Origin of the sequence: Candidatus Nitrosotenuis uzonensis, assembly GCF_000723185.1 — an archaeon.
Lineage (GTDB): Archaea > Thermoproteota > Nitrososphaeria > Nitrososphaerales > Nitrosopumilaceae > Nitrosotenuis > Nitrosotenuis uzonensis.
This window is the reverse complement of record NZ_CBTY010000011.1, coordinates 67,828-83,315: the sequence shown is the minus strand read 5'-3', so window position 1 is coordinate 83,315 and position 15,488 is coordinate 67,828. Positions and strand designations below refer to the sequence as shown.

Genomic DNA, 15,488 nt, shown 5'->3' with positions numbered 1-15,488 from the left:
CATTAATTGCCATTTTGATAATCTCATCGTTTGTATCATCTAATAGTAATGCTACTCTACCAAAAACATCGGAACAACCGATCATTTTTGATGATGGCAAATCTGATACAATACTTACAAAACATTACAAAGTCAGCATTGATGAAATGAAAACACAATTTGCTAACCAAGAGATATCACTAGTTCTAACAAAAAGACCGACAGTTGATCATACAACCAGATTAGACATATCAGAGAAAATGATGTTTTCTAATGGCGACGGTTCGAATAATCCAATTTCTCTGTTGAAGTACAATCCAGTCCATGCAGTACTTGAAAGAATTTTCAATCAGCGAAAGTTAGAATTTGATAATATTTGGAGTATCTTATCCACTAATACAGCTGTATCCCCACCCACTGATCCCATAGGAGGGTTGTCTAGTGATCAGTTTGATATGTTTGATGTTGAACAAAACCATCAACATGACAAACAATTATTCAAGATACAACAACAATTTTTCTATGATCATGGATTTGATACAAATACTGTTTCACAAATATTGCAATTTGAAAACTTTGTACAACCAACACAATATGTTACTGACTCGATAGAGCGGCAATCCCAATCATTACTACTCGTTTTTGCTATTTCTGCATTTTATATTATCGTAAGATCTGAAAATCCAAACACCAAAATTCAAAATTATAAAAAGGTTTTATCATTAATTTTCATAATTATCCTTTCATCATCAGCTGTTATAACACCAGTTTCAATCTCGAGGGCGTACTGGCCTGAAGCATATGCTGAAGCCATGGATGAATTAATTGTTGACGAAGCAACAACAGATACTAACCATGAAATAACAACTGAGCCTGCCTTACTAGAAAGACAATCTCTTACTCCAATGGATGTGGATGAACAAAATGAAACGACATTGATTATACCTGAAGCCAATCTAACGGAAGCAGTAGATTCCATTAATGAACCTGTTTTTCTACTTCCAGTCAATACTACGGACTCAATTACTACTGCCAATGCCACAGAAGCAAATACCCCCCTTCCAACCAATACTGTCACCCCCACATCCAACTCGACCACCCTCAAGGAGCTAACCGAGACCCTTCAAATCACTGGAAATACCCCCCTTCCAACCAATACTGTCACCCCCACATCCAACTCGACCACCCTCAAGGAGCTAACCGAAGACCTATCTATGATAGAGTCAACTCCGGACAAATCACTAGGTACAGTGATAGTACCGGATGCTACCAGATCATGGGGCTCAAACTCTACTGAAATTGGCTCACAGCTATTTGGCCAAGTTGCAATAAATCAGACTGGAATCGTTCTTGAAGGCGGTTTTATCAAATACGCTGGAAACAACACAAACCATACATCAAACATTGCCGTTGCTGCCTGGCTCAAGCCGGATTATTCATCAGATACATCAAAATTCACTATAATATCAAAAGAGAAAACATTCGAATTAACCCTTAATAATATTTTATATCCTCAGCATAAAGCAATTTTCTCTGTATTTGACGGCATAAAATGGCACCAAATACAGACAAATTCGGAAATTGGTCAGAACTGGACACATATTGCAGCAACATTTAACGGTACAAATATCTCAATTTATGTAAACGGAACTCTGTCTAATACAAAAAAGACAACACAATCACTTACTGTCGATTCTACTGGAACAGTACAAAAAGTGACTCCAAGCGTATCTAGTACAGACTCTGATGTTGCAATAGGTGCAGCATTGGATGGAAGAAAGGTTGACAATTCTGAGGGTATATTTTCTGGAAGTCTTGACTATGTCGAAATTTATGATAGCTATCTAACACCTGACCAGATCCTCAAGATATACAGCAAGACGCTTCCCTCCATATTATCAAAACTCGTGATCGTTCCGAACATCGAGAAAATCGAGCTAGACCCAATCAACTTGCTCAATCAAACCAACATCAATGGCACGCTTAACACTAACATGACACAATTTGTATCGCTACCTACATTAAATCAGACAAACCAGATCACAATATCTGCATGGGTTGATCCAATATACAACCAATTCTCTGATGAATTTACTATTGTATCAATGGAAAGATCATTTTCATTGTCGATAAACAATGTTATCGATCCTAAACGTACTGCAGTATTTTCAGTATTTGACGGTATAAGATGGACTGATGTGTATGGTACAAGCAAAATAGAAAATCCATCTCATATTGCAGCTGTTGTAAATGGAACAAGAATATTCCTTTATGTTAATGGTGAATTGCAAGCAAGCAAGATACTCTCCAGCTCGTTTTCAATGTCAAATGGTAAACTGGATGTAGCTCCTGCGGAAATGGCAAACACTGACAGTGATATCATAATCGGCGCTTACATGTACACAAGAAAAGGGGAGTTATACATGTCCAACAAATTCTCTGGAATAATTGAGAATGCAATAATTTACAACCGCTCTCTATCTAGTGAGGAAATTAAGCAACTGTATCTATCAGAAATAAAAAATGAATCAAAACAGTTGCCCTTATTCACCGAAAACATACTCTCATTTACTGATATTGTAACACTGACTCTGATTCCAAAAGTAACGACACCGACAAATTACACGCAAATTATATCTGAATCACTACAAATTACAGAGTCTACAGATAATACGTCGATCATAAACGAACTCTCAAACATATCGCTTAATGAAAACCTTGGCATGGAAAATGTTATTGGCTTAACTTCAACTACCGAACCAAGCATATCTTCCAGTAACTATTTGGGTCTTTCAGATTCCATAGAATTGGTCAAAAACGTACTGCCTTCAAATAATACAATTTACGATGAAATGTTTGGAATTGCAGATAGCTTAAGCATTCAAAAATTATCTCCACAAATAACAGCTGACAGCATAATCTTTGAGGAAAGGGGAAAGGATTACTATAAGGTTGAATATGAAAATGGAACAGGACAGATCACATTCGGTCTCCCAGAATGGATACTAGATCCTTCAACAAACAAATACGTAGAGCACATAGTGACAGAAACTCCAAATGAAATAATCTATGATTCTATGCAAATTCCATTCGTATTTGACAAGGCAGACTGTTCAGTTCGTATTTACGAAAAAGGAAAGATTGATGCAAACTCACAGCTTGCAATAGGAAAGAAATACTGGAAACTAATGGAGGCTCAGGCAGGCTCTAACCAATGGATAGAATCGCAAATCAACAAAAATTCCTGCAACATTCAAGTATTCTCCAATTCCACTGGATTCTTCATTAATGCAATAAGAGAGAACAAAGATGGTACATTTATCACCACATATGGCAAAAAAGTCGACCAACCACTTGAATCCTTCCTGTATTATACTAACAAAAATCCAGAGAAGACAAACACAAAGTACGGATTTGTCAATGAACTTGAGAACATAGAATCAGATGAGGCAGATCTTGGTGATGAAATAATAACATCAAAGCCAGAAATTGCACAAAAGTTTGCAGACAAGGCAAGAAAGCAATTAAAGAAACTCCTCAACGACATGTCAAACTCTGAGGTAAAAGAACTAAGACAGAATGAAAAACTAAGCAAGAAAAAACCTGATATGGTAACCGAAACCATTGAATTTAAAAAGACCGGCAAGGCATCACTCGCATTTGATTTTTCCAAGGCATCCAAGGAATTCTCGAACATAAATCTTGAAAACAGAAATGGAAAGCTGAAAACCACGGTGGAATTCCTAGAAATCGCACAACCATTGCAAAATGGTGAGACTGCGTTTTTAGATCCAACAGTAGTATTCAGTAGTGGTACATTCGTTCAAGTGCAGGCTCCGGGTACAACTACAAATGGAAACCCAGTATGCAAAACTCCTGCAACAGTATCCCAACCATCACAGTCAAGGGCTTCCATTACAAGAACCAACAACGCTAACGGATGTTACAGAACTGCGGTAGAATACAATATCAGCTCAATTGACAGTAGAGCTGTAATCACTGACGTCAAAACTTCATTTACAACAGCATCATTTGCATCCACAAGAACTTGTGAAGTACGGGCAATTGAAATACGACCTACCTCGCATACACTTGGTGGAACACAATCATCTCCAGAACCAGATGCACAAATTCTATGGGATGATATTGGAAATGGCACACAATATGCCACTGGCATAGTATGTGCAGCAACATCGGGAGGACCCATAGATCTCGGCTCAGGCGCTGACAATAATCTGCAGACTGCAATCGATAATGGTCAGACATGGTTTGCGTTGGGATGGAAATTAGATGATGAGGTAAGACCAACAGTAAACCCATCCGAACGTGGATCATTATTCAGTGCAATTACAATGACAGTAACCTACAACTTTAAGGCAAAACTATCAGAAAAACTGGGAATTAAGGATTCTATCTCATTTACCAAGAACATAAGCAAACAATTCTCAGACAAGCTTGGAATGCGTGACTTATTACTTGTAAACAAGCATCTGATAAAAACACTCACAGAGAACCTGGGAATCACTAAAACCGTTATCTCAACTAAAATCCAAACCGCTAACGAAAGACTGGGCATACAAGACACAATCACTGTAAAGAAAACAACAATCAATCTCAACGAAAGACTTGGAATACTTGATGCTAATGTTGGACTGACAAGACAGGTTACCGATTTACATCTTACAGAAAGGTTAGGTCTTACCGATTCATTGGTAGCAGGTAAAGCTCATTCTGTATCACTTTTGGAAAAACTCGGAATTAGGGATGCAATTAAAATTACTAGGAATATATTTTTGACAGAAAAATTAGGATTTAACAGTGCAATTACAACACAAAAGTTCCCAGGAATTGAGTTTAACACGCAGAATGGATGTACAATCATAAGCAACGGAAGTACATCCAAGACGTTATTTGCAGGAACTGATTATACCGACCCGCAAGGAGAGGCATTTGTAAGAATCGTTGACACAAGACAGCAAGGAATCGGTAGAACATCTGGGGGTGGAACACAAAACGCAGACAGAGTAACTGCTTACATTAGTGATCCTGACTTTGCAGGAGGTTCTATTACGTTCACAAGAGCAGGTACTACAAATGATGATCGAATATGCTGGCAAATAGTTGATTATCAGGGAAGCCCAACAAGTGCAAACGCCATAAAAGTACGACAAGTGGGTACTGTCACACACAGTGCTTCCGGACTCACGGTAGATACACCAACCGTATCTGGAGTAGTAGATGATAATGACATCTTTGTTTTCATTACAGGACAAAGCAGCGTTCATGCTGGTTCAACCAGGTGGTCTTCATCACTAAACACTGCAGAATGGCTCGCAGCTTCTGATACTGCCAGATTTACAAGAGGGATTTCTAATAGCAACGCAAACCCCCTCAGCTACGCAATAGTAGAGTTCACTGGCAGTAATTGGTCTGTACAAAGAATACAACATGGATATACTGCAACAAGCGCTCAAACAGTTAGCATATCTGATGTCGGTTCCATAGAACGAGCATTCTTCCAATATCAACACAGATCTGCAATCACGTCGACTGGTCTTGATGAGGCAGGATCAGAAGTATACTTTAGTGCAACTAACCAAATTACATTTGATTTGGAGGATACTGCATCACCTGCCAGCTCCATAACAGGAGTTGCTTGGGTGGTATCAAACAGCCAAACCGGACCAGATGCAATGATTGTTCAACACAAAAGTGGTACTAGAAGCGGAGCTGGCTCTGAAGAATTTACTCAGAACATTTCAATAAGTACTGTTAGAAGCTTGAGCACAACATCTATCATGGGAGAAAATACACGTAGTTCAGGAACTGGAACCGGCTTTCCAGTTGGACATATAGCATTCAATTTAACTTCCACAAATAATGTTGTTCTTATTACTTCTGATAGTGCCAATACTCAAAATTACCGATTCCAAGTGGTACAGTGGCCAATAAAACCGTCAAAAACCTTCTCTGTTTCATTAAATGAAAAACTAGGCATTACGGATACTATCATCAAAACTTCTACAATCTTCCGTACTGAAAAACTTGGTATTTCAGACGTGATAACTACTCCAACCAGAACACAGTCACTCACAGAGTCCCTCGGAATGAAAGATACCGTATTTGCCGCAGCAACCAGAACACAGTCACTCACAGAATCCCTTGGAATCACTGACACCGTAGCTACATCTATTACACAATTCCAGTCACTCACAGAGTCCCTCGGAATGAAAGATACCGTATTTGCCGCAGCAACCAGAACACAGTCACTCACAGAATCCCTTGGAATCACTGACAACACAGCCAAGACCGCATCAAAGAGCCTCACCGAATCCCTGGGAATCACTGACAACACAGCCAAGACCGTCACCAAGTCACTGACAGAAAATCTAGGAATGACAGACAACGCTGCACGCACTGCTAATAATGTCAAGTTACTCAGCGAACGATTAGGTGTATTTGATGTGCCTGACGATCAGCAGCAACTTGCAGTTCTGACAAAATCATTACGTGAAAGATTGGGTATGAGTGATACCATCTTATTCAAGGGAGGAGCAAAGATAGAAGCACGAGATCTATCTAATAATCTAGTTCCGGGTGCATCCTATACTGTCTATCCAAACCCAACAGGAGGAAATACACCGTTACTAATAGTAGATAACGTATCAAATGACAACGACAGCATTCCAGGACGAGTCACATTTGATCTTGTTCCATTTGGTACATACAACTTTACCATGACCGTAATTCCGTCCACATACAACGTATTGGGCAATAGTACCATACATGAAGTACACAGAACCCAGATAAACGGAACTGCAGTGTTCAGAGTGTCTCCACAATCCACTCCTCTATCAACAATTGCACCAACTGTGATCACTACGGCACCATCACTGAATAGTACTGTCTATGACAAATGGACCAGTACCTATTCTGCAACCATCGTGAACGGAACATCTACACATGTAATTGACAAAGTGCAAGATCTACCACCAATAATATCCGTAGGAAAAGATGCCACAACATTGCTTAACAGTGCAATAACAAAACAAGCATCCGTAAAGCTGAGCATATCATTTTCATCACTATCTTCAGGCAAGACCATACAAAATACAATAGGAATACAGAATTACTCGGTCCCAGAATCTCCAGAGATAACTTCTGTTATCCCGAGCATAGTTACAGCTCCGTCTGGAACATCCCCACAGTTTGTCATGACACCACCCATGAACAAAATAATTCCAGGACAGACAATGATCTTACCCGTGGAAACAGATCTTATGCCTTCATGGGGAGGACTCAAACAGCTCAGCGTACAATCAAAAGATGGCGTAATCCCAACTGCAGCGCCTGGTGACTGGTTAGTAATAGAGAGTGCTCCAACAGTACCGTCCGCAGTAGGAACAAACGGAATATCTAACAATGTCAGGCTGTTTGTTGAGGTAAAATATCGTCATGCAGAAGATGGAATAGGATACGACTGGTCGCAGACAGCCAACCACAAAACAAAGCCAGTACTCAAAGTACAAGTGGCAAAATCTAGCTCACTTGCATCTGATGCTAATGGATGTCCAGTGTTGACAGGATACATGTTCGATACTACATCCAATACATGGAAGACGCAGGGAATCCAAGTAGGTAATGCAGTATCAATCAACACAAACACATGTGAGCTCGACCTGACCGTAGATCACTTTAGCAGATTCAGTCTATCTGCACCATCAAGTGGAACCACCGGCCCAAGTGGTCCTGGAGGCTCACCAGGCACTCCAGGCGGAAGCACTGGCAGCGGTGGTGGAAGCTCCGGTGGTGGAGGTGCTGTTGGAACGGCTGGAACCACCGGACAAGGATTTGGAGGAAGGCTGATCCAGCCTATCATCATATACCAAATCACATACGATGTCTGTGATACCAACATGGCAAGAATAATTATAGGAGTACACGGAACAGAAGCGCCAGCGCCAGCCGTAAAGATAAGAACACCACAAAAAGAAGTCTACACTGCAACACTTGCAAGAGAGCAGCCATATCTTGAGGCCAACAAGATATTGCAGATAAGCAGGTATGTCTATGAAGCGCCACTTGACCCGAATCTGAACTTCTTCATAGTCACAGCAGAGCAGGCAGAAGGAAGGACCGCAGTATCGGCCTCATATCTGGCAAACATCTACCAATGCAGAGAAACCATCATTGTTAATCCGATGAGAGACCTTGACAAGGAGATGATCTCAGAGCCAACTGTAGAGGCAGGCAGACCGAACATATTTGACATCAAGTTCCAAGTAGGCGGCAGCAAGCCCGTCAGTGCATACGAAGTAAACCAGTATGTGGAACATGATGCCAAGATCAAATTCAGCTCAATACTTGATAGCCCCACAACAATCCAAAGGGCAGAGCTAAGGGTTATCACCGCAGGAGACAACTATACTGACTATGCAGCAGTAAGAATGAACGTGGTACCTCTACAAAACATCACAAATACATACATTGCATCAGCTGAAATACCGTCTTCATTCCTGCAGGCCCCAGCCATCATATACTGGATTCATGTAATAAACGAGGAACAAAAGATACAGACCTCGGACAGATACTTCCTTGGTGTCAAGCCTACATATGACCTTGATGCAAGAATAGAGCTTGATACAACCCCAAGCAAGGCACAGGGAACCACCTACAAGCCTACAGCATACATATTCAACAAGAGTGAAAAGCCATTGTTCGGCTCAGTGTCTTTGGTAATCGATGGCAAGATTGTCTACACTTCACCAGAGCAACTCTTCAACAACGGACAATCCGTAGTTAATCTAGAATGGAAGGTACCTAACACACAAGCAGAATCAGAATATTCGGTTAAAGCCCAAATTAACCTGTATGATATGACAATCGAAACCGCCCAAGCAACACTAAGAACATTCCAAGAGACAAGAACATATTCCATATCAGAACCAGTACTGGTAAACTCTGTGGTGGCAGCAGGTGAGATGGTTGCAAGAGTGGGTTTGCTATACTCATCTGATGTCAATCCATCATTACATTATAGGGTAGTATCACCCGATGGTACATGCGTCATAGGTCAATCAGATTCCTGCATGGTCAACGGATCCACCGCAGGAAACAGAGGCAATTCTGTGAGCGTTGAGCTTGAGGGACAAGTCTACAGAATAAGATACTCTGGTCAGGACAATCCACTTGAGAGATTCTCAATCACATCAATTGACCCAATAGTTGGCAACTGGAGTATCACGCTTGAATCAGATGGAGGACTAGTACCAGAGGCACACGCAACGGAGGATATACAGGTAAAGGCAAAATACAGAGCAACATACACAAAACTCCTTACTATGACATCAGAATAGATCGCACCATTTTGCCACTATGGAACCTGATTTTTGCCAAAAGTTCCACTTTTCATAAATAAAATGGGAAAACAGAGTCTTCAATGAGGCTGGAACAAGGCTATGGCATTTCCAAAACTGGTATGTCTATGCTTACATTAAATAACAAAAACCACAGGTGATACCTGATGAGAAATGCGTCAATTCTGCTGATTTTTGGACTTGTAGCGACAATTTTTGGTGCTCATCAAGCTTTGGCAATTCCATCCTCAGACTTGCGCGTGGTTGTTATTGATTCATCAGGCGGTGGATTTGGCACTGGCATGACATATCTTGTAAATCCGAATACTGGACACACAGCCCCAATAGATAATACTGGCACTATCAAGTTTGCAGAACGAATAGCAGCATTTGGAGGCTCTGTATATGTAGCAGACTCTACAAGAATTTCTAAAATTAATCTTGATACAGCAGGACAGCCAGATCCAGCACCGCCGGCCAGTAACGTAATAAGCGTAACCAGTGATGAATTTGAATTTCTTGTAGGTATTGCGGTAGATGGCAATGGCATTCTCTATGTAGCAGACTCTGATAATCTAATTTACAGCGTAGACCCTTCTGGTACGCTACCAGCAACACCAACGCTTGTACCAATCGATCACGAGTTTTCTGAAATACGTGACATGACCATTACTGATAACAAACTATACATATTTGATGCAGGTGCGGCAGACGGCGAAATATATCTGATAGATCTGTCAAGCTCACCATCGCCTGACTATACTGCAGTACTAGTATACGAGGGTGCATTAGGAGTATCACTTGTCAATTCATGGGGAATTGCAGTTCATGGCACTAATGTATATGTAGCAGGCACGTTCGGTTTTGGCCCGGGTGTCCTCAAAATTGATACCGTATCAGATACTACTTCAGAATTTTCAGACAACTCTTCAGGCAAGCTATCACTTCCATACGCTCTAGTGGTTGATCCTATAGGCAGTGATCTCTACGTAAGTGACCAACCAACAAACACCGATGTTGACGTGGGCAAAATATACAGACTAGATTTATCTAGTGTATCTCCTTCTCCTGTGGATGTATCGTCTGGATTCTTGGAGCTTCCCTCAGGCCTTGCAATAATGACTTTGACTACATCTCCACCGGATGCCTTATTTACAATCATAAAAACCGCGAATGTAACATCGGTATTGCCTGGAGACGGAGTACTTTACACAATTACAGCAACCAATAGCGGTAACGAACCGACATCTGGAATAACAATTCGTGACGACTTTCCAAAGACAGGAAATGCCCAAATCGAATCCGTTCTGGTAGATGGCAATCTATCATATACTTCTACTGTGTTTGATGTGAGTGCAGGAACATCTACTGCCGCTGGTACGTGTGTCAGAGTCGGTGATCAATTCCGTGTTGACTGCACAGGATTTGGCACACTTGATGCTGGCGATTACATCATAGTTGAGCTTGAAGGACAGGTAAGACCTGGAGCCAGTGGTGAGGCCGTAAATACTGCGACTGTCAGCAACGCAGATACATTTGCAACCCATTCCGTCAAAGTAGACATCAATCCTGCAATCGTATTTTCTACCATCTCTAAAACATCAACTCCCAGTTCTGTTGTTGCCGGAGATGGTTCAATTGATTACACAATTATACTAGACAACTCTGCGGTAGGAACTTCGAACGCTCATGGCGTAACCATAACCGATATGTTGCCAATTGGAACTGTTGACGTACAGATAACGTCCCAGCCGGCGCCAAATGTTTGTCAGGTTGAACACAACCCTGATACTTCAGCCAAGCTAATCTGCGGTCCATATACAATTAACAACAACAATTCTATTCAAATAAAATATACCGTGACAGTTGGTGCTAATGCACAAAATCCATTTACAAATACCATGAGCGTTACATGCGATAATTGTGCAACAACACAAACAGACAGTACATCAACTACAGTGATAAAAGAATCTGATCTTTTGTTAGAAAAACAATCTGATGTTACCGTGGTAACTGCAGGACAAGATTCTATACAATACGAAATCACAGTTACTAATAATGGAATATCTGATGCCGATAACGTAATAATAACCGATAATCTCCCAGTTGAAGTTACATTTAGCATACTTGGCTCTTCTCCGGAATGTACCTATGATTCTCAAACTCACAAAATAACCTGCGTTATACCCGACTCGATACCGCCTGCTGGGGTGCATGTAGTAACTATTAATGGTACAGTAAATTCTAATGCGTTAGGAACAATAACAAACACCGCAAGCGTCACTACGACCTCCTCCGACTCTGACCCATCTAACAACAACGCTACCTCCGATCCAATTGATGTAATATCGGAAACAGACATATCGCTAACAAAAACCGGCTCTGCAACGGTTGTAGCAGGAAGCATCATGACATACAACCTTACAGTAACTAACATGGGTCCAGCAACAGCTGTCGGCGTATTTGTACAAGATGAGCTTCCTGATGATTTTGTATTCCTTGATAACACTATTGATCATTTATCGGATCCGGATTGTCAGCTTGATGCAGGAGGACTCGTAGTTTGTAGCTATGGTGATATGGGACCGGCTTCCACACAAACAAAATCGATCAGAGTATCAATTGAGCGCACCGCAACAGGAGACCACACAAACAGTGCAGAAGTGTTTATTGGAACACCACAAACAACTGATGAAAACCCTAGCAATAATGTATCAACAGTGACTACTTTTGTAAAACCTGCACCAACTGAGGTCACATTATCTGGAATAATTAGAGACTTTAAGAAATCACATCCGGATTTCGAATATGTGATTTCTGATGATGATGGAATAGTAAAAAATCTCATCGGAGCTGACAGTGAGCCAATCTACAACGGCAACCCAGCTACAATAACCACCACAGGAATTGTCAATTTTAACCAGTGGTACAACCACGTAAGCACAGTCAATGACTGCACCGCATATGATATCACTCTGGTTCCATCCGAGGCAGATCCAAGCAAGTTTGTATACAGTAATAATTCATTTTTCCCGATTGACGGTCAGCTTTTCGGAAATGAAGGAAATCCGCACAACTACCACTTTACATACCAAATATATGCACAATTTGTCTACCAGCCAGGTCAGACAATAACCATAACAGGAGATGATGATATCTGGATATTCATAGATGGTAAACTAGCACTTGATCAGGGCGGGGTCCAACCACCAAGAACCGGAACAATAAATCTGGATACATTAGGACTGACCGCTGGCCAGACATACGATTTTGCACTGTTCTTTGCAGAAAGACATACAGTCCAGTCTAATCTGGGAATTTCAACCAACATCGAATTCATACCAGTCCCAGCACAGCAATGTAAGGTAGTAGATGCAGTAGATGACTTGGCATCAACCACAGCAATCCCAGTAACAATTAACGTGCTTGCAAACGATGTATCAGCCTCCTCCATACAAATAGTGAGGCAGCCTTCTAACGGCGTTGCAACAATTTCAGGTACAACAATAACATACACTCCAAATACCGGCTTTGTTGGAATTGATTATCTTACATATGAGGCATCCAACGGAGCCGGACTTACAGACACTGCAGTGGTTACAATAAAGTCTGAATCTCCAACGCCATTATTCTGTGGCCTCCCAGAGTCAGCATATGATAAGGTGATCCATGGTACGAACAGGGGTGAGAACATACGTGGAACGCAAGGAAACGATCTCATATTCGGCCTTGGAGGCGATGACAAAATAGAAGGACTCAACGGCAATGACTGCATTTATGGAGGCGATGGCAACGATAGAATAAATGGCAACAACGGAATCGATACGATTTATGGCGGAGCTGGAGATGATGAGCTATACGGAAACAACGACGACGACTTTATGTACGGAGAAGATGGCAATGATAAAATCTTTGGCAACAACGGCGATGACCTAATTGACGGAGGCAACGGAATCGATGAATGCAGGGGTCATAGCGGCAATAATACCATACTTAACTGTGAAAGAGGAGATCCCAATACTGTTATAATTCCACCCGGACCTGCCCCAACCACGGTTACGCTAACTGGAACAATTCGCGACTTTAAGGCCGCTCACCCTGATATGGAGCAGGGATGCGCTGGTGGAATATGCAACGCAGTAGAGCCCGGAATAGTAAAAACTACTCTAGGCTCTGACGGCAAGCCAGCCTTCAATAAAGATACAATATCTACCAACGGAAAAAAGAACTTTGAGCAATGGTACAACGACGTATCAAAGGTTAATTCTGCAAAACCTTTCACACTCACACTAACACAATCATCTGATCCTAGCATTTACACCTTCGATTCTGGTAGTTCCGGCTTTTTCCCAATTGATGGGGAATTGTTCGGAAACGAGGGGCGGACTCACAACTATCATTTTACACTAGAGCTTCACTCCACATTCAGGTTCTCAGATGGTCAGATGTTCAAGTTTACTGGAGATGATGATGTGTGGGTGTTCATAGACAAAAAGCTTGTAATCGATCTTGGCGGTGTACACCCAAAAAGCTCAGCTACTGTGACTTCGAACCAGCTCAAATCAATGGGATTGGTTACTGGCAAGGATTATCAAATAGACATATTCTTTGCAGAGCGCCAGACAGTAGACTCTAACTTTAGAATCGACACATCGTTTGGAATAAGCTAAGGAAAGGCAGTCTCTTTTAATAGCACAGTATCAAGATCCTGTATTTTTATCCGATCTTGCTGCATTGAATCGCGTTTTCTCAGTGTGACGGTATCATCCTGCAGTGTCTGGTGGTCTATTGTAATTGCAAACGGAGCACCTATCTCATCAAGCCTTCTGTATCTTCGCCCAATTGCGCCGGAATGATCCAAAAAGGCATCATATCTTCGCTTTATCTTCATGTAAATCTCATCGGTTTTCTCCTTGAGGCCGTCCTTTTTGACCAAGGATAATACTCCAACATGTACGGGTGCAAGATATGGCTTTATCGAAAGCACAATTCTTTCATTTTCCTTCTCATCACGTAGACTATGCTCCAATATTGTATACAGACTTCTGTCTATGCCCATGGATATCTCAAATACATGAGGAAGAACCTTTTGCTCATCATCTAAGACCTCAAATTTTTCCCTACTCTTGTTTGCATGACTGGTCAGATCATAATCGGATCTATAGTTACACGCCACCAGCTCAAGCCAGCCTATCGTAGTCTGCACTTCAAAATCAAATGCCACAGTAGCATAGAATGCCTTTTCTTTTTCGCCAAGCTTTCTGAATCTACTTTTTGTCATATCGATGCCTGTCTTTTCATAAAACTCTGTTAAAAGCCCAAGATAATATGCTACAAACTTGTTTGGCAGAACACCACTGTCTACAGCCTGTTTGCAGCTCATCGCTTTTAGCTCATCATCAATCCATACTCTGATTGTGGTGTTTTCTATCTCGGAAAATCTCTCAAGTTTGTCTAGTTTGTTCGGATTGCAAAAGACCTCAATTTCTGCCTGATAAAACTCTCGCAGCCTTAACAGACTCTGACGAGGCGAGATCTCATTTCTAAAGCTTTTTCCTATTTGGGCAATTCCAAGGGGCAGCTTGCCCCTCATGGTCTTGAACAGCCTTGGAAAATCAACAAAGATCGACTGACACGTCTCCGGCCTCAGATATGCAGCTTCTGCCTCTGGACCTATTTCCACCTTGAACATCATGTTGAATTTGCGCGCCTTTTCAAATTCGCCTTTGCATTTTGGACATCGGATATTCTTCTCAGAGACTGCCCTATCAAAATCTGCTAGATCGGCAGATTCTGGAATCTCTGTTTTTGTAATATCAAATATCAGCTTATCAGCTCTAAAGTTAAGGCCGCAAACTTTACATTTTATTATCGGGTCAGCAAAGCTTGCCAGATGACCAGATGCCTCAAAGACAGACTTTGACATTATCTGCGAGCCGTCAATTTCCAGCATGGCATCACGCCTTACAAGCTCACGCCTCCACAACTCGATGAATTTTGTCTTCATACTCACGCCGGACGGACCATACTCCCAGAATCCTGCCTGTGCATCAGAATAGATCTCGCAGCTTGGAAAGTAAAATCCTCGCTCCAGTGCAAGCTTCATTACCTCTTCATAGTTCAATGCTGTCTCACCATGTATAGAAAAATAAA

General features: G+C 41.5%; 3 protein-coding genes. 2 read left to right on the top strand and 1 reads right to left on the bottom strand.

Features of this window, described 5'->3' with window-relative positions; genetic code table 11:
- Nucleotides 1-791 precede the first annotated feature (791 nt).
- Together NITUZ_RS08640 and NITUZ_RS09750 are read left to right on the top strand one after the other, a co-directional pair.
- Nucleotides 792-9,335 (top strand): LamG domain-containing protein, encoded by an 8,544-nt coding sequence (locus NITUZ_RS08640; protein WP_155991553.1) that lies wholly within the window; start codon nucleotides 792-794, stop codon nucleotides 9,333-9,335.
- 167 nt (nucleotides 9,336-9,502) lie between these two features.
- Nucleotides 9,503-14,005, top strand: a complete 4,503-nt coding sequence (locus NITUZ_RS09750; protein WP_052370151.1) for a fibro-slime domain-containing protein — start codon at nucleotides 9,503-9,505, stop codon at nucleotides 14,003-14,005.
- Here NITUZ_RS09750 and glyS read toward each other — a convergent pair.
- Complete coding sequence (gene glyS / locus NITUZ_RS08625; RefSeq protein WP_048197195.1) at nucleotides 14,002-15,459, bottom strand: glycine--tRNA ligase; 1,458 nt, start codon at nucleotides 15,457-15,459, stop codon at nucleotides 14,002-14,004. The genes NITUZ_RS09750 and glyS overlap by 4 nt on opposite strands.
- Nucleotides 15,460-15,488 lie beyond the last annotated feature (29 nt).